The organism is Pleomorphomonas oryzae DSM 16300, assembly GCF_000422965.1.
GTDB classification, from domain to species: Bacteria; Pseudomonadota; Alphaproteobacteria; order Rhizobiales; family Pleomorphomonadaceae; genus Pleomorphomonas; species Pleomorphomonas oryzae.
The window spans coordinates 89154-110521 of sequence record NZ_AUHB01000006.1 but is presented as its reverse complement, the minus strand read 5'-3'; the positions used below and the strand labels follow the sequence as shown (position 1 = coordinate 110521).

Here is a 21368-nt window from a genome sequence, read left to right as displayed (position 1 = left end):
TCGAGTGGGGGTATGAAGCATGGCCATGCGCGTCGCCACCTTTGCATCGTCGCAGAGCTTGCTCCAGGCAGCGATGAGGATTCAGGTCAAGGAGGCGGAAGCCACGACGCAGCAGGCGTCTGGTCAAGTGTCCGACGATTACGGTGGGCTCGGCTCCAAGGCCGGAGCCGTTGTGTCGTTGCAGGCGTCGGTGACGCGCTCCAAGGCTTACGAGGAGGCGGCCAATACAGCGAGCAATCGCGTCGAGACGATGTACAATGCCGTCGGATCGATCCTGGACGACCTCAGCGATTTGAAGGCAACGCTTGCCTCGTCCACAGCAAGCTCCAATACGTTGCAGGAGAGCGCCAAGTCCACGCTGGAAAGCGTCGTCTCGCTATTGAACACCCAACTTGACGGCCGCTATCTCTTTGGCGGGAGTGCAGTCGACGCCAAGCCCGTCGACATTGACAGCATTGAAGGATCGACCGCAACATCGCAGGACCAACTTGATTATTATCAAGGCGACGACCAATCGACTTCGGTGCGAGTTTCATCCAGCCGCGTCATATCCTATGGCGTGACAGCCAACGATGACAGTTTCCGGCAAGCGCTCTGGGCCATCTCAACGGTCGCCAACGGCTCGACAGATAGCGCTTCGGTGACCAATGCCATTGACCTTTTAACAAGCTCGATCAGTGATATAGCAGGCGTTCAGACCAAGCTGTCGCTTGACGCTTCGGATCTTAATTCCGCCGTCAGTTCCCAGGAAGATTACCAGAGCGATGCCGCTGATATGATCTCCAACCTCAGTGAGGTCGACATCACAACGGTGGCGGCCAACATGTCTAACTACCAAGCGCAGTTGGAAGCAGCCTACGCCGCTATCGGCAAGATCGCTAAACTGTCGCTGGCGAGCTATTTGTCCTGATAGGTTTACCGGCCATTCATGCCGTTTTGCCGCAACCAGAGATTTTTTGTCATACTTTTCTCCGCTGCCTTGCCTTTGCCCCAAAATCGTTTCATTCAAAGGTCGGCGACCAAGCCAACCTGAGCCGGCCTCGCCAACCTGCTGGCTCTCTTTTCGGGCAGATCAAGGTGACTTCCCAGACCATGTCTCCGGCGGGTGACGTCGCGCTGCCGCGCGTCGACGAGCGGGTTCTACTCGCTATTGCCCTGATCTTTGCATCGACTTTCCTATTTGCGGCTTGCGACGTCGGAGCCAAGTTCATCCAGCACGAGGCAAGTGCCGAGAAGATCGCTTGGTGGCGCAACCTCACCTATGTGCTTGTGGCCGTGCCATTTGCCCTGCGTCGTGAGGGCAGGGCGGTGTTCCGCCCTCTACATCCCTGGCTGAACATCTTGCGAGGGCTGACGGCGATCTGCGGAACCATTCTGTTTTTGCTCGGGCTGCAACATCAGGACATTCCCGATGCGACGGCGATCGCCTTCGTGGCGCCGGTGTTCGTCATGGCTTTGTCGATCGTCTTTCTTGGCGAGGTTGTTGGCGCTCGTCGCTGGCTTGCCGCTCTGGTCGGGTTCAGCGGTGTGCTGATCATTGTCCAGCCGGGTACGTCGAGCTTCCACTATGCCTCGATCTTCACGCTGCTTGCTGCTTTCGTTGGGGCGTTTTCAACGATCCTGACCCGCAAGGCCGTGCGCGACACGGCCGAGACCATGATGGTGTGGACCTCGCTCGTTGGTCTCACCGTATCGACATTTCTGGTCTGGCGGGAAATCGGTCAGACGTCATGGCACGAGGCCGTCTTTGGTTTGGCCGGAGGTGTTTTCTTCGCAGTTGGGCAGATCTGTTGCGTATTTGCCTATCGCATGGCACCGGCGTCGCTCCTCGCGCCCTTCAGCTACGTCCAGATGATTTCGGCTACCGTCGTCTCCTTCCTGATCTGGGGTATCGTACCCGGACTGGCGACGACGGTCGGTGCTTCGCTGATCGTGGCGAGCGGACTTTATTCGTTGCATCGCGAGCGCCTGCGTGCCCGGCAGCGTTTGACGAAGCCCGAAGTGTGAATAAGGAACAGGCATTTGCTGGTTGCTTGCGGCACGCTCCCCGGCCAAAATGGTCGCCGCCGACCGGTCGCCTCGACGGCCGTCAACGGGAGACGCCAGGATGGACATGTCGACGCCCGCCGCTCGGCCGGTTGCTCCCCAAGGGGAGCATGTGCCGGCGGAATTCGGTGCTGTCTGGCACGATGGTCTCGTCAGATTCCGCCTATGGGCGCCCGAGCAATCGACCATCCTTCTAGCTATCGACGGCCGTGAGCCGCTTCCAATGACGAGCGAGCCGGGGGGCTGGTTTTCGCTGACGACAGCCGCTCCGGCGGGTATCCGCTATCGTTTTCTGTTGTCGGATGGGAGTGCTGTGCCCGACCCGGCCAGCCGCTTCCAGCCGGAGGACGTGCATGGGCCGAGCGAGGTCATTGCATCAGGCGCTTTCCGCTGGACCGATGCCGCCTGGCGTGGGCTGCCCTGGCACCAAGCGGTGATCTACGAGCTACATATCGGAACATTCACCCCCGAGGGTACATTCTCCGCCGCGGCTGCGCGGCTTCCCTATCTGAAATCGCTTGGCATCACGGTGGTCGAGGTGATGCCGGTCGGTGATTTTCCCGGCCGCTGGAGTTGGGGTTACGACGGTGTGCTGTTATTTGCGCCGGACAGTCGATATGGCCGGCCGGACGACTTTCGAGCCTTCATCGACGGCGCGCACGCGCTGGGCATCGCCGTACTTCTGGATGTCGTCTACAACCACTTCGGTCCGGAAGGGAACTACCTGCCGCTCCTGGCCCCGGCCCACACCGATCTTTATACGACGCCTTGGGGCGAAGCCGTCGACTACGGCCGTCGCGACGTTACCTCGATGCGCGACCTCGTGATCGCCAACGTCCGCATGTGGATCGGCGAATATCATCTCGATGGCCTGCGCATTGACGCCGCCCATGAAATTCGCGACTTGGAACCGGATCACGTTCTCGCGGCGATTGCCGAGGCGGCACGAGCCGCAAGCAATGGCCGGACAATCCATCTCGTCCTTGAGAGCGCCCGGCTGGAAGCCGATCGGGTATCGACGGCCGGTGGATTTGACGGCCAATGGAACGACGATCTCCACCATACTCTGCACGCCGCCATCACCGGCGAGAGTGACAAGGATTATGCCGAGTGTGCCGGACGGCCGGAAGTCCTGGCGCGGGCGCTGGCCGAAGGTTTCCAAGCCGACGCCGGCGAGGGCGGGGCGGTAGCGATGCTGCCGCCAACCGCCTTAGTTTCTTTCCTGCAAAACCACGACCAGATTGGCAACCGAGCGCGTGGTGAGCGCATCGGCATGCTCGCCTCGCCGGCAGCCTGTCGGGCGGCGGCGGCCGTCTATTTGCTGGCGCCACAAATTCCCATGCTTTTTCAAGGTGAGGAATGGGCGGCAAGGTCACCCTTTCCGTTTTTTACCGACCTTGGACCAGCCTTCGTTTCAGCCGTGCGGGACGGGCGGATCGCTACCTTCGCGGTTGACCCGGACAATCTACTGGACCCGTTCGATCTTGCCACCTTTGCCGCCGCCCGGCTCGATTGGGATGAACGTCACCTGCCGCACCATGCCAGCATGCTCGACTGGTATCGCGCCATCCTGCGCGTCCGCCGGCAGGCCGTCGCGCCGCTTTGCTCCGGCATCCGGAAGAGCGGCACCTGGAGCGTTGATGACGGCGTGATCCGCATCACGTGGGAGGGGGAAGCCAAGGATCTGATGCTGACGCTCAACCTTGCCCCGCGTCCTGCACCGCTGCCGGCGCCGCTGCGTGGCAAGTTGATTTGGCAGCAGGGGCGGATCGTCGATGGCCGCTGTCCGCCCTGGTTTGTTGCCTGGTCGGTGCGGCGACGGGAGAGGTGACAACTCCCGCCGCCTGAATGTCACCGCGCGAGACGCAGGATGTCGGCGACGGCGCGGCTGTCGAGCTTGACGAAGTTGCCAAGCGTACGGTCGTCGTTGTTCGTGCCTTTGCGTGCCATCTCGTCGATGCGATCGTCATGGATGCCGAGCGAGGCGAGCGTCGTGCCGAGGCCGATCTTGTGGAAGAAGGCCTCAAGTCGGGCGATGCCCTCGCGGGCCGTCGCTTCCTTGTCAAACACATCGAGTTCGACATTCCAGACGCGTACCGCCCACTGCACGAAGCGGTCGACGTCGTGGTGAAGCACATATTTCATCCAAGCCGGGAAGACGACGGCGAGGCCGGCGCCGTGGGCGACGTCATAGATGCCCGACACTTCATGCTCGATGTCGTGGGAGGCCCAATCGCCGATCCGGCCGGTGTTGAGGAGATTGTTGTGGGCGATGGTGCCGGCCCACATCAGCTCCGACCACGCGTCGTAATCGTCCTGGTTGGCCAGCACCTTGGGCGCCTGCGCGGCGACGGTTTTCATGGTCGCCTCGATCAATCGATCGGTGAAGGCGACGTGCGTCACGTTGGTAAAGTAACGCTCCATCAGGTGCGCCATGATGTCGGCCGCGCCACAGGCCACCTGGAAGGGTGGCAAGGTGGAGCAGAGGGCGGGGTTCAAAATCGAAAAGCGCGGGTAGAGGAACGGGCCGCCGACTGCTCGCTTCAGCCAGCCCTCTTCGTTGGTGATCACCGTACCGTCGCTCGATTCCGATCCGGCTGCGGGGATGGTGAGCACGGTACCGATGGGCAGCGCGTCCGTAGGAGTGCCCCGGCCGATGTAGAAGTCCCAGACATCGCCCTCGATGACGGCCCCCATGGCGATGGCCTTGGCTGAATCGATGGCGCTGCCACCGCCGACCGCCAGAATGAAGCCGAGGCTGTGCTCTTTGCACAGGCGGACGCCTTCGTGAACGAGAGAAAGGCGTGGATTGGGTTTGACACCGCTGAGCTCGACCCACTCAACGCCAGCCGCCTTGAGCGAGGCGCAGACCCGGTCATAAAGGCCGGATGCCTTGATGGAACCGCCACCGTAGTGGAGCAGGATCTTGCGGCTGAAGCGTGCGGTCTCCGTTCCAACCGACGTTTCGGTATCCCGGCCGAAGATGATCTTCGTCGGGTTGAGGAAGGTGAAGTTCTCCATTGCGTCTCTCCCGGCTCTACCAGCGGTCCTTATTGATGGACGGCACGGCCCTGGGCGCAAACTATGCGCCCGCGATGCGTGACACAACGGGAGAGAGAGGGTCCCCACAGCTTGGGGCCGCCAGCTTCAGAAGACGGCGCGATCCCGAACGTTCAGCTCGTGCGAACCGAGTCCAGACTATCGACGATCCGATTGTAGACCTGGATCGGCGCCGGACGGCCGATGATGTAGCCTTGGATTTCCGGACAATGCTCCTGTGCGAGGAAGCTTCGCTGCTCCTCGGTCTCGACGCCTTCTGCGATGACCGGAATACCCAGGCCCCGGCAGAGGCCGATGACGGCGCGGATGATGGTCGTTGCCTGTTCGGTTCGGCCGATCGCCTGCACGAAGCTCTTGTCGATCTTGATTTTGTCGAAGGGGAAGGCCTGCAAATAGGACAACGACGAATAGCCGGTGCCGAAGTCATCCATGGCAATGCGAACGCCCATCGCCTTGATCCGCCTCAGCATGCTGACGATATGCGCGAAATCGCCCAGCAGAATACCTTCAGTGATCTCCAGCTCAAGACGAGATGGCGGAAGGCCAGTATCGATGAGCGTCTGCTGGATGAGCCGCGGCAGCTCACCCTGCTGAAACTGGATGGGTGACAGATTGACGGCAACGGTGAGCGGATGTGTCCAGCTGGCGGCGGTGCGACAAGCCTCGGCCAAAACCCAGGCCGACATGTCCAGAATGAGGTTGGATTCTTCTGCCAGAGGGATGAAGTCGTCCGGCGCGATGGGGCCGCGTGTGGGGTGTGTCCAACGCATCAGGGCCTCAAAACCAAAGATACGGCCATTTATTTCGGCCTGAGGCTGGTAGTGCAGCGAGAATTCCCCGTTGCGTAACGCATGGCCGAGGTCGGCCTGCAATGCCCAGCGGTCTCGGATGAGATGGTCGGTCTTTGACTCGTAGACCCGGACGTAACCACGCGCTTCGGATTTGACGTGGTAGAGCGCCGCGCCCGCATTGGCGAGCAACAAGGACCCGGTTTCGCCGTCGACCGGATAGGTGGCGACACCAATGCTGATCCCGACCCGAATGGCTTTACCGTCGATGACGATGTCGTCTGAGAAAACGCTCTGAGCCAGCGCTGCCAGCCGCCTCGAGGCGTTGGGCTGGTCGGGATCGTTGGAAATGGCAACAAACTCGTCGCCGCTCGGCCGGAAGACCAAGCCTTCGCCGGCAATATCGACGAGGCGTCTTGCCGCTTCCTTCAGCACCCGGTCAGCAACCGCGTGACCATAGAGATCGTTGAGCGTCTTGAACCGGTCGATGTCGATGCTGAGAAGGCCGAAGCGGGCCTGAGTCGCGGCGGCGGCAAAGATACCGTCGGCAAGGCGGACCATCATCGCTTCCCGGTTGGGAAGGCCGGTCAAAGCATCATGCTGCGACAGATAGGCGATCTGTTCTTCGGCGCGCCTCTTTTCTGTAACGTCCATGGTTACGCCGACGATGAAACGTGGCGTGCCGTCGGCATTGCGGACCACCATGCGGGTCACCGTAACAAGCCGGATGCCGTTAGGGGTCGAAATCGTTTCCGAGTTGGTCAGCTGCGGCACGACGCCCGACAGAAGTTCGTCCTCGTCTATCTCGGCGGCGGCAGCCACACGCTCGCCAAACATCTCTCGGGCATTCTTGCCGACGAACGTGGCGCGCGAACAACCGAAGAGCAGCTCACCTGCCTGGTTCAGCAGGATGTATTTCCGGCTGATCGGATCCTTTGCGAATATCGCCGCCGGTACGTTCTCGACGATGGTGTCGAGGAATTCCCGCGTCGCTTCCAGTTCATCGGCGGCGCGTTTGCTTTCGGTAACGTCGATGGCCGTCACTAGAACGGCCTGCCGGCCGTTGTGGATCTGTTGCCGGGTGAACACCTCGACGTCGATCTCCGTGCCGTCGGCCTTAAGGTGCTTGAACAGTCGGTTGCCGCTTTGCGTATCGACCCAGTTCCGAATGGAGTCCAGCGCCTCTGCCCGATAGCGCTCCGGACGCATGTCCAGGACACTCATGTTCATGAACTGATGAAGCGTATAGCCGTAACGGGCAACAGCGGCCCGATTGACAGCGAGAAACCGAAGGGTCTCAAAGTCAAAAAGGTACATGGGAACTGGGCTGTCCTCGAACAGCAGCCTGGAGGCAGCCTCTCGGCGCTTGAACTCGCTGATATCGACGCGAATTCCAACCCAGCCGCCTGCTATCCGGTTCTCCTCGACCCGGATCCAGCGTCCATCGGCACGATGCTGTTCTTCGGTGCTATTGGATAGAGCGTGCCGTTCGAGGCGAGCTTTAAGCCACTCCTCCTCCCGGCCAAGGGCGTCGATATAGGCGCCTCGTTCGAGCCCCCGGCGCAATAACGCGTCAAAGCTACAGCCTTCAGCCAGAAAATCCTCAAGTTCAGGATAGAGCTCCAGGTAACGATGGTTCCAGAGAACGACCTTGTCGTCCTCGTCAAACACGACGATACCTTCTGACGCTGCATTGAGCGCAGCGCTCAGATGGGGGCTTCCGGTGGCCAAGCCAGCGCGCATCGCACCGGTTGCGTCGGGCGCTGCCTGGAGGGCAGTCTCCAACCTTTCGTAGGTCGATGCGACTGCTTTCAGCAGCGCTTTCAAATCGATCCCGCCGTCGGGACGCGTCGCCTCGGCAAGCTGACGGGCTAGCAACTTATTTGTCTGGTCGGTTCCACCCAATGAGTTGAGTTCGGCATCGGAGCCACGGGGGGCATTGGTCTCCCACTCAGGTGTCAAGATTGAGCGCTCCATCAGGAACAATAGATTTACCAGGCGAGCCTCTCGACTTCGGCAGTAAACAGGTGCTGGCAGGTGGGGCCCGAATCCAGCATCTCCCAAATCACGAGGTCATTGAGCGAGTGTGCCGAGGCTGCTGCTTTTCGTCGAGCGAAACAACGTCAACCAAGACGATTTACTGTCCGTTGGGGGTGAACCTGCGACGATGGTGTTGCAGCCATAATTCGTAAGCAAGAACTTCAAGTCGGTCTAGTATAATAGATCCAACATTTTTTACGCTTATGCAAGCTGGTAAGTGGATGATGTGATGTAAATTTTAGAAAGCATTTCGCGTGGCGCATATATTAACGCTTGAAAGATTTTCTACGTCCAATTTCTACAGCAATATTTTTCAAGATAAACCAACAAAACTTAAGCCTGACCAAACTACTCCTATCGGCCGCCGGCGGTTGTCGTCGGGCCACCTCCAGGACCGGCGCATGCAATCCATAGGGGAGGGCCGAGCGCCGTGTTTCAGCCTTCGTTTGCAACACGCCCGATCCCCAGTGGCTTTGGAAAGACACTCCCGCAATCGGCCTGTCCTGAGATAGAAATTGCCCTTCTTGGCGACGCAAAGAAATTCCAGAACTGTCATCTCTGCTCCTCGCATGGTGAAATGTGTTTCGGCAGCAGGGCAGGAGGCGGAAAAATCGTTCTCTGAGCTGTCCAAGGGCGCCCGAGGCGAGCGCCGGAATCGAGCTGGGAGACATTTCATGAGCAGATCGCTACATCCCGAGACGCTGGCGCTGCACGGCGGCAGTTTCCGCGCCGATCCGAGCACGGGTTCCGTTGCCGTGCCAATCCATCAGACGACGTCCTATCAATTTCAGGACGCCGGCCATGCGGCGCGTCTGTTTGGGCTTCAGGAGCTCGGCTACATCTACACCCGTCTCGGCAATCCGACACAGGATGCTTTGGAGACGCGTATTGCCGAAATCGAGGGCGGCTCCGCGGCCGTAGCCGTCGCTTCAGGGCAGGCTGCCACCACGTTTGCCATCCTCAACCTTGCCTCCGCCGGCGACAACATCGTCTCCTCGACTGATCTTTACGGTGGGACCTGGGCGCTGCTCGCCGATACGCTGAGCCAGTTCGGCATCGAGGTTCGCTTTGTTGATCCAACCGATCCCGAGAATTTCCGCAAGGCAACCGACGACCGCACCCGTGCCTATTACGCCGAGCTCCTGCCCAACCCGAAACTCAACGTTTTCCCTGTGAAGGAAGTCGCCGACATCGGTCGGCCGCTCGGTATTCCGCTAATCATTGACAATACGGCGGCGCCGCTTCTGTCCAAGCCGTTCAAGCATGGCGCGGCAGTGGTGGTCTATTCGGCCACCAAGTACATCGGCGGCCACGGCACCTCGATCGGTGGCTTGATCATCGATGGCGGCAACTTCGACTGGGAAGCCTTCCCCGAACGCCAGCCGCTGTTCAACACGCCCGACCCGGCCTACCACGGCGCCGTCTGGTCGCAGGCGGTCAAGCCGCTCGGTCCGATCGCCTTCGCCATTCGGGCGCGCGTCAAGCTGCTGCGCGACATTGGTGCGGCGCTGTCGCCTTTCAATGCCTTCCAATTAATCCAAGGGCTTGAGACGCTGCCGCTCCGCATCCGCCAGCACGTGGCCAACGCTGAGAAGGTGGCCGACTATCTGACGAAACATCCGAACGTGACGCGCGTCATTTATCCCAAGCTGCAGTCGGGCGAGTCCCGCCGCCGGGCGGATACCTATCTCGAAGGTGGCTACGGTGCGCTGCTGGGCTTCGAACTGAAGGGCGGCGTCGAAGCCGGCAAGAAGTTCATCGACGCGCTCAAGCTGCTTTATCACGTCGCCAACATCGGCGATGCACGGTCGCTGGCGATCCACCCGGCCTCGACAACGCACTCGCAACTCACGGCCGAAGAGCAGCTGAAGACTGGCGTCACGCCGGGCTACGTTCGCCTCTCGATTGGTATCGAACATCCAGACGATATCATCGCCGATCTTGATCAGGCGCTCGCTGCCGCGTCGGCGCCGGTTGCCGCCGCCGCCGAATGACGCGGATATTGTGATAGAAAAGGCCGGCGCTGGCGATCAGTGTCGGCCTTCCTTTATTGCTACACGAAATAGTGGCTTTTCATTCCAGCCGTCTCATTCGACAATGCCTCCCAATTGCAGCGCAAACGCGTCGCTGGGAGGGTCGTCCATGACCGTTTATCGTCCGCCCGTCATTCCTGCGTCGGAAATTACACCGCGTTCGGTCTACCTCCGCCGCCGCGAGTTCATGGGGATCATGGCTGGGGCAGGGCTGGCGCTTGGCGTCGGTGAAGCCCGTGCCGAGGCGCCGGCGACGGTACCGCTCAAGACTGTCCCAAGCCGCTACAAAGTGGACGAGCCCGTTACATCGCGGGAGGACATCACCACCTACAACAACTTCTATGAGTTTGGCACTGACAAGCCCGACCCATCGCGCCATTCCGGGGACTTCAAGCCGCGGCCATGGACGATCACCGTCGACGGCTTGGTCGGCAAGCCTCAGACTTTCGATGTCGATAAGCTCATCGCAGAGCTGCCGATCGAAGAGCGCATCTATCGCATGCGCTGCGTCGAGGCGTGGTCGATGGTAATCCCTTGGGACGGTTTCCCGCTGAAAGCGCTGCTCGATAAGGTGGAGCCGCTTGGGTCGGCCAAGTATGTCGCTTTCGAAACGGTGGTCCGTCCCAAGGAAATGCCGGGCCAATCGGGCTATTTCCAGCCGATGCCCTGGCCCTATGTGGAGGGCCTGCGTCTCGATGAGGCGATGCATCCGCTCGCCATTCTCGCCGTCGGTCTTTATGGCCAGACGCTGCCCAACCAGAACGGCGCCCCTCTTCGCCTTGTCGTGCCCTGGAAATACGGCTTCAAGGGCATCAAGTCGATCGTCCGTATCTCGCTCGTGGAAAAGCAGCCGCCCAACTCGTGGAATTCTCTGCAAGCCAATGAGTATGGCTTCTATGCCAACGTCAATCCCGAGGTCGACCATCCGCGATGGAGCCAGGCAACCGAACGGCGCATCGGCGAGAGTGGTTTCTTCGGCTCGGGGCGGCGACCGACGCTGATGTTCAATGGCTACGCCGATGAGGTGGCGAGCCTTTACGCCGGTATGGACTTGAGGGCCAATTACTGATGGCGTCGACCCGCTCGGCTCTGGTAGACGGTTTGATTGGCTGGGGTACCTACGTCGTCGGCCTCGTTCCGGCGGCGGTGTATTTCTGGCTGGGTGCGACGGGTGGTCTCGGCGCCGATCCGGTGCGCAGCTTCGAGCAGACGCTTGGCCTTTGGGCACTGCGCTTTCTCATTCTGACACTTGCCATTACTCCGCTCCGTCAGCTGGTCCGCATCAATCTTCTACGCTATCGCCGTGCACTCGGTCTCCTCGCCTTTTGGTACGCGGTGATGCATTTCACCGTCTACCTGACGCTTGATCGCGGTCTCATCTGGAGCACGATCATTCCAGATATCGCGCGCCGCCCGTTCATCACGCTCGGCTTTGCCGCCTTGGTGCTGCTCGTGCCACTGGCGATCACGTCCAATCGATGGTCGATCCGGCGGCTGGGGAAGAATTGGCGAATGCTGCATCGATTGGTTTATGTGGCCATATCGCTGGCAGCCATTCACTATCTCCTGGCGACCAAGGTTCTCGACCCGACGCAAGCCCTTCATTTTGCCTTGGTGGTTATGCTTCTTGGATACAGGCTTGCGCGCGGCGTCTTCGTCCGGCGACCCGAGCGGCGGATCGCCTGAACGGGCTCGATACAAGAAGGGCGTCCGGATACAGGATCCGAACGCCCTTATCTCCTCCCGGCCGGCCGCCTAATGGGAGAGTGGCGGCCACGCCCTTTCAGCAGACCGAATGGCCGGCTTCAAGCTCGGAAATCATGTTGACACGGCGGGCATGTCGGCCGCCTTCGAACTCAGCATTGAGGAACTCGTCGACGATCATCAGCGCCAGGTCCTGTCCGACGACGCGGGCGCCGAAGGCCAGCATGTTGGCGTTATTGTGCTGGCGCGACAGCTTGGCGGTGTAAGGCTCGGAGCAGACGACGCAGCGAATGCCCCGGAGCTTGTTGGCGGCCAGCGAGATACCGAAGCCGGTGCCGCAGATGGCAATGCCGAGATCTGCGTTGCCGGCCAGCACAACCCGTGCGGCCTTCTCGCCCCACTTGGGGTAGTCGGTGCTTTCAGGAGACGTCGGACCAACATCCTCGACAGGATAGCCGCGCGCCTCGAGATGGGCGATGACAGCCTTCCTGAGGTCGATGCCGGTGTGGTCGGAGGTGATGACGATCTTGGTCTTGTCGCTCATGGCTGGCGCCCATGCTGTTATCAAACTGCCCGGCGCCGCAACGCCGTAGAAAGCGAGCTTCCCCTAGCACTCGTGTATGATTAATTCCAGCTTTCATGCCGCCGGTAACGCCTTCGTGCCAATACGCACGACGACGATCATGGCATCGGCACGGACATGTCGATCCGGCGGAGACGGACGGCGATAACGGTTTTCGGCTCGTCGGTCTCGATGCCTACCGCATTCTCCTGTCGACACTCGATCAGCTCACCGGTTTCGGCGCGGACTCGAACATCGCCGGTTTTGACGGTAACGCCACCACGCGCCGCAAAGACATAAGTAAGGTCTGCGGAGGGAAGATTTTCTTTCGCCAGTTCGACCTCGGCTGCGATTTTCCCGCGCGCCGTCATGACGTTGAAATCACGAGACGGTCCGTACACGGTGGTGGCCTTGGTCGACCAGTCGCCCGAGAAGGAGAGTGGTTCGAACGGCCGCAGGGACACTGCGAGGTGGGCGCTACCAAAATCGAGGTCGAAGCCTTCGCCCTCGATCAGGGCGATTATCCGATCGATCCCCGGCAAAGGCGAAAACGGACCGGGCTCGACAACATCTGCGACCGACAGGCGCCAGAGCAGGGCGCCGGCCGCATCGTCACGCCGGACAAGTTCCAGCGTTGTGCCGCGACCGTTTGCCCAGGCCAAGCGTCTGAAATCAGCCGCCGTCAGAAGCCGGACGCTCATTTTCCCAGCATCGGCAGGTCGAGTTCCTTTTCCCGGGCACATTCGATCGCGATATCGTAGCCGGCATCGGCGTGGCGCATGACACCGGTCGCCGGATCATTGTGAAGAACACGGGCAATACGGCGATCGGCGTCCTCGCTGCCGTCACAGACGATGACCATGCCGGCGTGCTGGGAGAAGCCCATGCCGACGCCGCCACCGTGGTGAAGCGACACCCAGGTGGCTCCGGAGGCGGTGTTGAGCAGTGCGTTGAGCAGCGGCCAGTCGGAGACGGCGTCCGAACCGTCGCGCATTGCCTCGGTCTCCCGATTGGGTGAGGCGACCGAACCGCTGTCGAGGTGGTCGCGACCGATGACGATGGGCGCCTTGACGATGCCCTGCCGAACCAATTCGTTGAAGGCAAGGCCGAGACGGGCGCGGGCGCCGAGACCCACCCAGCAAATGCGCGCCGGCAGACCCTGGAAGGCGATGCGCTCGGCGGCCATGTCCAGCCAGTTATGGAGATGGGGGTTGTCCGGCAGCAATTCCTTCACCTTGGCGTCGGTCGCTGCGATGTCGGCTGGATCGCCCGACAGCGCCGCCCAGCGGAACGGGCCGATGCCGCGGCAGAACAGCGGGCGAATGTAGGCTGGAACGAAGCCGGGGAAGGCGAAAGCGTTCTGCTCGCCGGCGTCGAAGGCGCGCTGGCGGATATTGTTGCCGTAGTCGAACACCGGAATGCCCAGCTTTTTGAAGTCGAGCATGGCGCGGACATGCTGCCGCATGGATGCCGTGGCGGCGGCGATTACCACCTCCGGCTCCGTCTTAGCGCGTTCGCGATATTCATCCCAGGTCCAGCCGGACGGCAGGTAGCCATTGAGGGGATCGTGAGCAGAAGTCTGGTCGGTGACCAGATCCGGCCGGACGCCGCGCCGCACCAGTTCCGGCAATATGTCGGAGGCATTGCCGAGAAGCGCGATGGAGACGGCCTCGCCATTACCAGTATGCTCGGCGATCAGCCGCAGCGCGTCATCGAGGTCCTTGGCCTGCTTGTCGACATAGCGGGTGCGCAGACGAAAATCGATGCGCGACTGCTGGCACTCGATGTTGAGCGAGGAGGCGCCGGCCATGGCGGCGGCAAGCGGCTGGGCGCCCCCCATGCCGCCGAGGCCGGCCGTCAAGACCCATCGCCCCTTGAGATTGCCGTCATAATGCTGGCGGCCGGCTTCCACGAAGGTTTCGTAGGTGCCTTGCACGATGCCCTGAGCGCCGATGTAGATCCACGAGCCGGCCGTCATCTGGCCGTACATCATCAGCCCCTCGGCATCGAGCTTGTTGAAGTGCTCCCAGTTTGCCCAATGGGGCACCAGGTTGGAATTGGCGATCAGCACACGCGGGGCATCCTTGTGCGTGCGGAATACGCCCACCGGCTTGCCCGACTGGACGAGCAGGGTCTCGTCGTCTTCGAGGCGTTCGAGAGTCCGGACGATCGTGTCGAAGCATTCCCAATCGCGAGCGGCGCGACCGATACCACCATAGACAACCAGTTCCTTGGGGTTCTCGGCGACGTCAGGATCGAGGTTGTTCATCAGCATGCGGAGCGGCGCTTCCGTCTGCCAGCTCTTGGCCCGAAGCGTCGTGCCCCGGGGCGCACGGATTTCAACGTCACGATATCGCGTGTTGCTCGGCATGATGATCCTCTACCTTGTCTATACAAGACAGAAAGCACTGGACGAACGGGGAGTCAACGAAAAAGGACGTTTCTTGGTCCAGTTACGGGGCGCCAACTCTTCTACGTTGCCACAGGATAAGCATGGCGTTCTTTCCGGGACGCTCGATGCGATAGTAGCTAAATGTTGCAATCAGAAGCGATAGAGTCAGTGCCGCAAGGAGCGGAAGGCCACCCTTGTGAGCGTACATAAACAACTGTTGCCATATATAGAGTGAATAGGAGATCGTGCCGAGGAATACCAGAGGTCCGAACTTCAAGAGGCGGACAGTGGGGGAGGTTGAGCGCTCCACGGTGGCGCCGACAAAGGCCAATAGTACGCCATTCAGCGTCATGCTGACCCAAGGTTCCGTCGTGAGGAGCATTAGGAGATTGGCGGCGCTAAAAGCAGTTGGTATCGTCCAGGCTGGTACGTGAACATCTTTCAATAGCAGACGCAGAAAGGCCGCAGCGAAGACGACCGCGGCCCCGACGTCTGGCCGCCAGTAGATCGCGAACGGATTCTGGTGAATGACGTAGGTCCTCACTAAGCCATTGATGAAGCAAAAGGTTGCGCCGGCGACCAAAGCGACAAGACGCCTCCGTCCGGATAGCCCTACGGCAAATAGCACCAACATAACGTAGGTTTGGACTTCCAGGCTGACCGACCACAGGTGATCAAAGGGTGGAAAACGTCCCGTCAAGACAACAACCAGATTCACGGCGAAGACGGGATAACTCCACCAGTCGGCCAGCAGGTCGGCGCGCCCTAGGATCAATGACAATACCAATAGGAAAAAAGAGAAAAAAATCAGGGCAGGATATAGTCTCGCTAGGCGTCGGACGGCAAACTCTCGCCAGCCCATATTGCCGATGAACAGGACGTCGGCCATTAGCCTGCCCGAAAGCGCGAAAAATACTATGACTCCAAACGTTCCGGCGGAATGAAGCCAGTTGGGGCCAAAGTGACCGAGCATCACGTAAGTGATAGCCGCGCCCCTCAAACCGTCCAACGCGGCAATTCGTTGATCTGTCACAATACCAGCTCACCACCACGCTTTTTAAAGAACCCGCTCAACGCAGGTTGCTGATCTAGGCAATGATCGCAATCACTGGTTTAATTTTCGTGCAACAAATGAGAAATAAATGTTGCAGCTCTCATCTGCGGCGTGCGCGCGAAGCGGTTGTGTCGGCAATTGAAGCAGCTCGGTTTGGTTTATGAACTAGCTTCTTGCTGGAGATTTCGACGAATGGCTGCGTGACTCCGCAAATAAATCAGAAGCTTGCGCCCTCGCGGCTCTCGATGCGGCTACGTCCGCCGGGCATCAGGAGGCGGACGGAGGTGACGACGCGTTCGCCAGAGAAGGTGCGGCGCCGGATCAGCAGGCAGGGATCGCTACGGGCAATGGCGAGCAACTTGGCTTCCCAGGAGGCCGGCAGAACGGCTTCGACGGTGTGTTCAACGGTCGTCCACGGCGCAACGGCGCTCAGGTAGCTGTTGGGCGTGCGGGTCGAAAAATCCTGGCTGAGATAGTCTGGCGCCAGGGCCGGATTGACGTAGCGGTCTTCCAACTGAACGGGGATGTCGTTTTCGAGATGGATCACCAGCGAATGGAAGACCGCGGCGCCGAGTTCGATGCCCAGTTCGTCGGCAAGTTCCGGCGTTGCCTTCAGCTCGTCCTTCATCACCGTTTGCGCCGCATGCGCATGACCACGCTCGCGGATCTCGTCGGCGATGTTGCGCACCTTGAAGACCGACGTCTGGCTTTTGCCTTCGGCGACAAAGGTGCCCAGCCCCTGGATACGCAGCAGGACGCCATCTGCCGCCAGTTCGCGCAATGCCCTGTTGATGGTCATGCGGCTGAGACCGAGCGTCGCGACGAGCTCGTTTTCGGAGGGAATGCGGTGACGCGCCGGCCACTCGCCACTGCCGATGCGAGCAAGGATCATCTGCTTGACCATCGCGTAATGCGGGGGAGTCCCGCTGGGACGCTCGGTGACGTCGCTCATTTTCTAGGCACTCCCCAAAATTGGTCAGAGACGAATGAATTCGGCTTGCGAGCTAAGAAATTTCCTCTACAGTGCTTGTATGTACAAGCGTGAGGTTTCGCGAACAAGATGGTAACAGATAACCATCAATTGCTTTTCGCCGAAAGAGCCTTGCTGGCGGATGGTTGGGCCGACGATGTCGTGTTCGCCATTGGCGCCGATGGCCGAATCGCCGCGATTGAGCAGGGGGCGCCGGCGACTGGCGCCAAGCGTCTCGGCGGCCCCGCCGTGCCGGCGATTGCCAACCTCCATTCCCACGCCTTCCAGCGCGCCATGGCGGGCCTGACGGAAGTGGCTGGGCAGGGCGAAGATAGTTTTTGGACCTGGCGTGAGGAGATGTATCGGCTGGTGTCGCTGCTGACCCCCGATGACGTCGTGGCGATTGCCGCCAAGCTGCAGGTCGAGCTGCTGAAGGGCGGTTTCGGACGTGTCGCCGAGTTTCATTATCTGCATCACGGCACGGATGGTCGTTCCTATGAAGAGCCGGCCGAGATGTCGCTGGCCATCCTGCGAGCGGCGGAGATGTCCGGCATCGGTCTGACGTTGCTGCCGGTCTTTTATGCCCACTCGGACTTCGGAGGGGTGGCGCCAACGTCCGGTCAGCGTCGGTTCATCCACGATGTCGATGGCTTCCTGATACTGCTGCACGGCCTTGTCGCGCCTTGCCGTTCAGCGGGGGCACGGCTTGGCCAGGCCTTTCACTCTCTGAGGGCTGTGACCGGCGACGAAATCGCCGCTGTCATGCGGGCGGTGCCGGAGCATGCGCCGATCCACATTCACGTGGCAGAGCAGGAGCGCGAGGTGGCCGCCTCGATCGCTCATTCGGGCCGGCGGCCGGTCGAGCGGCTTTATGACATTGCAGATATCGATGAACGCTGGTGTCTTATCCATGCCACCCACGTCACCGAGGCGGAAGTTGCGATGATCGCACACTCAGGCGCGGTTGCCGGCCTGTGCCCGACGACTGAGGCTGATCTCGGAGATGGCATTTTCCCGGCTTCCGATTTTCTTGCAGCCGAGGGGCGCTTTGGCATTGGAACCGACAGCCACGTCGCCAACTCGGTAGCCGACGAATTGCGACTGCTTGAGTATGGTCAGCGGCTACGCGATCGTCGACGCAACCGAATGGCCGGCCGACCGGGGGCTTCGGTCGGTCGCACGCTGTTCGACCGTGCTCTCGCCGGCGGCGCTCGGGCTGCGGGCCTGAGCGGATCGGGATTTTCCGTGGGCGCGCCGGCGGATATCGTGGTGCTGGACGGCCGCTCGCCCTATCTCGCCTCCCTTGAGGGGGACGCGATTCTCGATCGCTGGATATTCGGCGGCATCGGATCGGCAGTTCGTGACGTGATGGTCGGGGGGCGCTGGCTGATCGAGGATGGTCGTCACGCCAAAGACGAAGAGATCGATCGGGCTTTTGCGGCGACCCTTCAGCGCCTCAAGGCATGATATGTTTTTTTATGAGGCCGCTTGCCACGGCGGGAAGAAGTTAAGAAGAAGCCGGAGCGCTTCGAAAAACCAGAGGAGAACATCATGAATATTCGGAGTCTCGTTGCAGCGTCCGCCTTGTTCGCCGCGCTGGCGGTGCCGGCGTCGGCCAAGGAATGGAAGGAAGTGACCATCGCGCTGGAAGGCGCTTACGCACCATGGAACCTTACGGATGCCAGCGGCAAGATCGTCGGCTTCGAACCGGATCTCACCGAGTACCTTTGTGCCCATGCCAAGCTGAAATGCACGCTGATCTCTCAGGACTGGGACGGAATGATCACCGCCCTCAACGCTGGCAAGTTCGACGTGATCATGGACGCACTGTCGATCACGCCGGAGCGCAAGGAAGTGATCGACTTCACGGTTCCCTACGCGGCAACGCCGGCCGTGTTCGCTGCACCGAAGGATGGCGAGCTTGCCAAGCTCGCCGGCACCGGTTCGGTGATCAAGCTGGCCACGACCAAGGATGGCGCCGATGCCATCGCGCCGCTCAAGAAGGCGCTGACCGGCAAGACCATCGGCATTCAGGCGTCGACCGTCTACGCCGGCTTCATCTACGACAACTTCAAGGATGTCGCCGAGATCAAGGAATACAAGACCTCGGCCGAGCGCGATCTCGATCTGTCGGCCGGCCGTATCGACGCTGGCTTTGATGATGCCACCTATTTTCTCGGCGCGTTTGCCAGTGCCGACAATGCCAATCTCGCCTTTACCGGCCCGGAGATTACCGGTCAGGTCTGGGGCGAGGGCGAAGGCCTCGGCATCCGCAAGTCCGATCCGGAGCTGAAGGCGCTGTTCGATGAGGCGATCAAGGCCGCCGTCGCCGACGGCACCGTGAAGAAGCTCTCGGAGAAGTGGCTCAAGGTCGATGTCACTCCCTGACGCGTGACAGGAAGCTCCCGGACTGGTGATGGCGGAGACGATCCGCTAAACGGTCCGGGAGCGCCGACGGAGAGCCTTGATGTCCTGGATTGACCTGATCGGCTTCGGTGAGCAAGGCCGGGGCGGTATACTCCTGTGGGCGACGTGCATGACGCTGGCCGTCACGGCCGCGTCTCTTGCTGTCGGCGCGGTGCTTGGGGCTGTCATCGCGGCGGCCAAACTGTCGGCTTCGCGACCGGCGCGCTGGCTTGGCGATGCTTACACGACCATATTCCGTGGTGCGCCCGAGCTTCTGGTCATCTACCTCGTTTACTTCGGCGGTTCGCAGGCCGTCACTGCGGTCGGCAAGCTGCTCAACTACGAGGGCTTCCTCGGCTTGCCATCCTTTCTTGCAGGTGCCGTTGCCGTTGGTCTGATCTCCGGGGCCTACCAGGCAGAGGTCTATCGCGGTGCTTATCAGGCCGTCGCCCGCGGCGAGATCGATGCCGCCCGTTCGATCGGCATGGGAACGCTGCTGCGCTTTCGCCGTATCCTTGCGCCGCAGATCTTGCGTTTTTCGCTGCCGGGCCTCGGCAACGTCTGGCAGCTCAGTCTCAAGGACTCGACCTTGATATCGGTGACCGGGCTTGCCGAGTTGATGCGGACATCGCAGATCGCCGCCGGGTCCACGAAGCAGTATTTCCTGTTCTTCGTGGTTGGCGGGGCGCTGTATCTCGTGCTGACGACATTGTCTGATCGCATCTTCAATTTCGCCGAGCGACGGGTGGCGCGAAGCTTCCGCAACAGTCTCGGCCGGCGCTAGGAGGGAGGGCACCATGGGTTTCGATGTCGCCTTCCTTTGGTCGACCTTTGTCAAGCTGGGCAGCGCCGTGCCGATGACGCTGGGCCTGTTTGCCGCTTCGGTCAGCCTCGGCGCGCTGTTCGCGCTCGGCATCACCTATTGCCGGGTATCCGGCGGTCTGCTGCTGTCGGCCTTCGGCCGCGCCTACATCTTCGTGTTCCGCGGTTCGCCGCTGTTGATCCAGATGTTTCTCATCTACTACGGCCTCGGTCAGTTCCCGGCCGTCCGCCATAGCCTGTTCTGGCCTGTGCTGCGCGACCCCTTCTCGTGTGCCGTGCTGGCGCTCGCCTTCTGTACCGCCGGCTATCAGGCGGAGATCATGCGCGGCGGTTTGCAGGCTGTTCCGGCTCGCGAGATCGAGGCGGGCAGGGCGGCCGGCATGTCGGGCTTGCTGCTGTTCCGGCGGATCATTGCGCCGATCGCCATTCGGCAGGCGCTGCCGGCCTATTCGACCGAGATCATCTTGATGGTGAAATCGACGGCACTTGCCAGCCTCGTCACCGTCTGGGAGGTGACCGGCACGGCGCAGCGGCTGATTTCGCAGACCTATCGCACCATGGAGGTGTTCCTGGTCGCGACGCTCATCTATCTTCTCATCAATTTCATCATTGTCCGTCTGATGTCGCTCGTCGAATACCGACTGTCGCCGCACCTCCGGGAGCGGCCGGTTACGGCAAGCAATGGCGGACGCCAGGGAGAGGTTCATGGCTGACGCCCCGGTACCGGCAATTTCGGTCCGCAACATCCACAAGTCCTTCGGCCAGCACGAAGTTCTGCGCGGCATCTCGCTCGATGCCAACGATGGTGACGTGATCTCCATCCTCGGTGCCTCCGGCTCCGGCAAGAGCACCTTCCTGCGCTGCATCAATCTTCTGGAGACGCCGGACGAGGGCGAGATCACCGTTGCCGGTGAAACGATCGCCATGAAGCGCAATCGGGCCGGATCGCTGATGCCGGCCGATCGCAAGCAGGTCGACCGCATCCGCTCCGAGCTCGCCATGGTATTCCAGAGCTTCAATCTCTGGTCCCACATGACGGTGTTGCAGAACCTGATCGAGGGGCCGGTGCACGTCCTGAAGCGTCCGAAGGCCGAGTGCATCGCCGAAGCGGAGGCACTGCTCGAAAAGGTCGGCCTTGCCGAGCGACGCAACTATTATCCCGCCCACCTCTCCGGCGGCCAGCAGCAGCGTGCGGCTATCGCCCGGGCGCTGGCCATGCAGCCGAAGGCGCTGCTATTTGACGAGCCAACTTCGGCGCTCGATCCGGAATTGGTCGGAGAAGTGCTGAAGGTGATGCGGGCGCTTGCCGAGGAAGGGCGGACCATGCTGGTGGTCACCCATGAAATGGCTTTCGCCCGCAATGTGTCTGACAGGGTGATGTTCCTGCACGAAGGCGTCGTCGAGGCCGATGGCGCGCCGGAGGACATCTTCACCAACTCCGACTCCGAGCGCTTCCGCCAGTTCATCGGTAACTTCCAGGCCTGAGGGCGT

At 61.0% G+C, this 21368-nt stretch carries 18 protein-coding genes; 11 read left to right on the top strand and 7 right to left on the bottom strand.

The genetic code is table 11. The features are described 5' to 3' along the window. Positions 1 to 19: 19 nt before the first annotated feature. The 3 genes from G522_RS0111675 (at position 20) to treZ (ending at position 3877) form a co-directional block, all read left to right on the top strand. Positions 20 to 910, top strand: a complete 891-nt coding sequence (locus tag G522_RS0111675) for a flagellin (RefSeq protein WP_026791204.1) — start codon at positions 20 to 22, stop codon at positions 908 to 910. 182 nt (positions 911 to 1092) lie between these two features. Beyond that, complete coding sequence (locus G522_RS0111670; protein WP_026791203.1) at positions 1093 to 2007, top strand: DMT family transporter; 915 nt, start codon at positions 1093 to 1095, stop codon at positions 2005 to 2007. 100 nt (positions 2008 to 2107) lie between these two features. Further along, positions 2108 to 3877 carry a malto-oligosyltrehalose trehalohydrolase gene (gene treZ / locus G522_RS0111665; protein WP_245586644.1) on the top strand — a complete coding sequence of 590 codons (1770 nt, stop codon included), beginning with the start codon at positions 2108 to 2110 and terminating at the stop codon, positions 3875 to 3877. A gap of 20 nt (positions 3878 to 3897) precedes the next feature. On the opposite strand, the gene G522_RS0111660 is transcribed toward treZ, so the two are convergent. Together G522_RS0111660 and G522_RS28975 are read right to left on the bottom strand one after the other, a co-directional pair. Next, the gene (locus G522_RS0111660; RefSeq protein ID WP_026791201.1) at positions 3898 to 5067 is read right to left on the bottom strand and encodes an iron-containing alcohol dehydrogenase; all 1170 of its coding nucleotides are present in this window, start codon (positions 5065 to 5067) and stop codon (positions 3898 to 3900) included. Positions 5068 to 5219: 152 nt separating this feature from the next. Beyond that, complete coding sequence (locus G522_RS28975; RefSeq protein ID WP_051228558.1) at positions 5220 to 7871, bottom strand: EAL domain-containing protein; 2652 nt, start codon at positions 7869 to 7871, stop codon at positions 5220 to 5222. A 737-nt stretch (positions 7872 to 8608) separates the two neighbouring features. Between G522_RS28975 and G522_RS0111650 the strand changes: the two genes are divergently transcribed. From G522_RS0111650 to msrQ, 3 genes are all read left to right on the top strand, one after another. Next, entirely contained in the window at positions 8609 to 9928 is a 1320-nt protein-coding gene (locus G522_RS0111650; protein ID WP_026791200.1) for an O-acetylhomoserine aminocarboxypropyltransferase/cysteine synthase family protein, read from the top strand. A gap of 148 nt (positions 9929 to 10076) precedes the next feature. Further along, a complete protein-coding gene (gene msrP / locus G522_RS0111645) occupies positions 10077 to 11036 on the top strand; it encodes a protein-methionine-sulfoxide reductase catalytic subunit MsrP (protein WP_026791199.1) in 960 nt (319 codons plus the stop codon). Then, positions 11036 to 11653: a protein-methionine-sulfoxide reductase heme-binding subunit MsrQ gene (msrQ, locus tag G522_RS0111640; RefSeq protein ID WP_051228557.1), complete on the top strand. Its 618-nt coding sequence runs from the start codon at positions 11036 to 11038 to the stop codon at positions 11651 to 11653. Before msrP ends, msrQ begins: the two co-directional genes overlap by 1 nt. Before the next feature lie 97 nt (positions 11654 to 11750). Here msrQ and rpiB read toward each other — a convergent pair whose 3' ends face one another. From rpiB to hutC, 5 genes are all read right to left on the bottom strand, one after another. After that, positions 11751 to 12215, bottom strand: coding sequence for a ribose 5-phosphate isomerase B (rpiB, locus tag G522_RS0111635; protein WP_026791197.1), 465 nt, complete (start codon positions 12213 to 12215; stop codon positions 11751 to 11753). A gap of 137 nt (positions 12216 to 12352) precedes the next feature. Beyond that, complete coding sequence (locus tag G522_RS28970; RefSeq protein WP_051228556.1) at positions 12353 to 12934, bottom strand: HutD/Ves family protein; 582 nt, start codon at positions 12932 to 12934, stop codon at positions 12353 to 12355. Beyond that, positions 12931 to 14604: a urocanate hydratase gene (gene hutU / locus G522_RS0111625; RefSeq protein ID WP_026791196.1), complete on the bottom strand. Its 1674-nt coding sequence runs from the start codon at positions 14602 to 14604 to the stop codon at positions 12931 to 12933. Before hutU ends, G522_RS28970 begins: the two co-directional genes overlap by 4 nt. 82 nt (positions 14605 to 14686) lie before the next feature. Continuing rightward, the gene (locus tag G522_RS0111620; RefSeq protein ID WP_156886919.1) at positions 14687 to 15658 is read right to left on the bottom strand and encodes an acyltransferase family protein; all 972 of its coding nucleotides are present in this window, start codon (positions 15656 to 15658) and stop codon (positions 14687 to 14689) included. 238 nt (positions 15659 to 15896) lie between these two features. Then, the gene (hutC, locus tag G522_RS0111615) at positions 15897 to 16631 is read right to left on the bottom strand and encodes a histidine utilization transcriptional repressor HutC (RefSeq protein WP_026791194.1); all 735 of its coding nucleotides are present in this window, start codon (positions 16629 to 16631) and stop codon (positions 15897 to 15899) included. Positions 16632 to 16739: 108 nt separating this feature from the next. On the opposite strand from hutC, the gene hutF reads away from it, so the two are divergent. From hutF to G522_RS0111590, 5 genes are all read left to right on the top strand, one after another. Continuing rightward, positions 16740 to 18116 carry a formimidoylglutamate deiminase gene (gene hutF, locus G522_RS0111610; RefSeq protein WP_026791193.1) on the top strand — a complete coding sequence of 459 codons (1377 nt, stop codon included), beginning with the start codon at positions 16740 to 16742 and terminating at the stop codon, positions 18114 to 18116. Between the two features lie 84 nt (positions 18117 to 18200). Further along, positions 18201 to 19037, top strand: a complete 837-nt coding sequence (locus G522_RS0111605) for a transporter substrate-binding domain-containing protein (RefSeq protein WP_026791192.1) — start codon at positions 18201 to 18203, stop codon at positions 19035 to 19037. Positions 19038 to 19116: 79 nt separating this feature from the next. Beyond that, the gene (locus tag G522_RS0111600) at positions 19117 to 19839 is read left to right on the top strand and encodes an ABC transporter permease (protein ID WP_026791191.1); all 723 of its coding nucleotides are present in this window, start codon (positions 19117 to 19119) and stop codon (positions 19837 to 19839) included. A 13-nt stretch (positions 19840 to 19852) separates the two neighbouring features. Then, entirely contained in the window at positions 19853 to 20590 is a 738-nt protein-coding gene (locus G522_RS0111595) for an ABC transporter permease (protein ID WP_026791190.1), read from the top strand. Then, on the top strand, positions 20583 to 21362 hold the full coding sequence (locus tag G522_RS0111590; protein WP_026791189.1) for an ABC transporter ATP-binding protein: 780 nt from the start codon (positions 20583 to 20585) through the stop codon (positions 21360 to 21362). Before G522_RS0111595 ends, G522_RS0111590 begins: the two co-directional genes overlap by 8 nt. The last annotated feature ends 6 nt before the right edge of the window (positions 21363 to 21368 follow it).

What these genes read in the sequence shown, in the direction of transcription:
- G522_RS28970 (WP_051228556.1), bottom strand. Translation starts at nt 12,934, where the DNA reads ATGAGCGTCCGGCTTCTGACGGCGGCTGATTTCAGACGCTTGGCCTGG.
- msrQ (WP_051228557.1), top strand. Translation starts at nt 11,036, where the DNA reads ATGGCGTCGACCCGCTCGGCTCTGGTAGACGGTTTGATTGGCTGGGGT.
- hutF (WP_026791193.1), top strand. Translation starts at nt 16,740, where the DNA reads ATGGTAACAGATAACCATCAATTGCTTTTCGCCGAAAGAGCCTTGCTG.
- G522_RS0111660 (WP_026791201.1), bottom strand. Translation starts at nt 5,067, where the DNA reads ATGGAGAACTTCACCTTCCTCAACCCGACGAAGATCATCTTCGGCCGG.
- msrP (WP_026791199.1), top strand. Translation starts at nt 10,077, where the DNA reads ATGACCGTTTATCGTCCGCCCGTCATTCCTGCGTCGGAAATTACACCG.
- G522_RS0111650 (WP_026791200.1), top strand. Translation starts at nt 8,609, where the DNA reads ATGAGCAGATCGCTACATCCCGAGACGCTGGCGCTGCACGGCGGCAGT.
- G522_RS0111675 (WP_026791204.1), top strand. Translation starts at nt 20, where the DNA reads ATGGCCATGCGCGTCGCCACCTTTGCATCGTCGCAGAGCTTGCTCCAG.
- hutU (WP_026791196.1), bottom strand. Translation starts at nt 14,604, where the DNA reads ATGCCGAGCAACACGCGATATCGTGACGTTGAAATCCGTGCGCCCCGG.
- G522_RS0111595 (WP_026791190.1), top strand. Translation starts at nt 19,853, where the DNA reads ATGGGTTTCGATGTCGCCTTCCTTTGGTCGACCTTTGTCAAGCTGGGC.
- hutC (WP_026791194.1), bottom strand. Translation starts at nt 16,631, where the DNA reads ATGAGCGACGTCACCGAGCGTCCCAGCGGGACTCCCCCGCATTACGCG.
- rpiB (WP_026791197.1), bottom strand. Translation starts at nt 12,215, where the DNA reads ATGAGCGACAAGACCAAGATCGTCATCACCTCCGACCACACCGGCATC.
- treZ (WP_245586644.1), top strand. Translation starts at nt 2,108, where the DNA reads ATGGACATGTCGACGCCCGCCGCTCGGCCGGTTGCTCCCCAAGGGGAG.
- G522_RS0111590 (WP_026791189.1), top strand. Translation starts at nt 20,583, where the DNA reads ATGGCTGACGCCCCGGTACCGGCAATTTCGGTCCGCAACATCCACAAG.
- G522_RS28975 (WP_051228558.1), bottom strand. Translation starts at nt 7,871, where the DNA reads ATGGAGCGCTCAATCTTGACACCTGAGTGGGAGACCAATGCCCCCCGT.
- G522_RS0111600 (WP_026791191.1), top strand. Translation starts at nt 19,117, where the DNA reads ATGTCCTGGATTGACCTGATCGGCTTCGGTGAGCAAGGCCGGGGCGGT.
- G522_RS0111670 (WP_026791203.1), top strand. Translation starts at nt 1,093, where the DNA reads ATGTCTCCGGCGGGTGACGTCGCGCTGCCGCGCGTCGACGAGCGGGTT.
- G522_RS0111605 (WP_026791192.1), top strand. Translation starts at nt 18,201, where the DNA reads ATGAATATTCGGAGTCTCGTTGCAGCGTCCGCCTTGTTCGCCGCGCTG.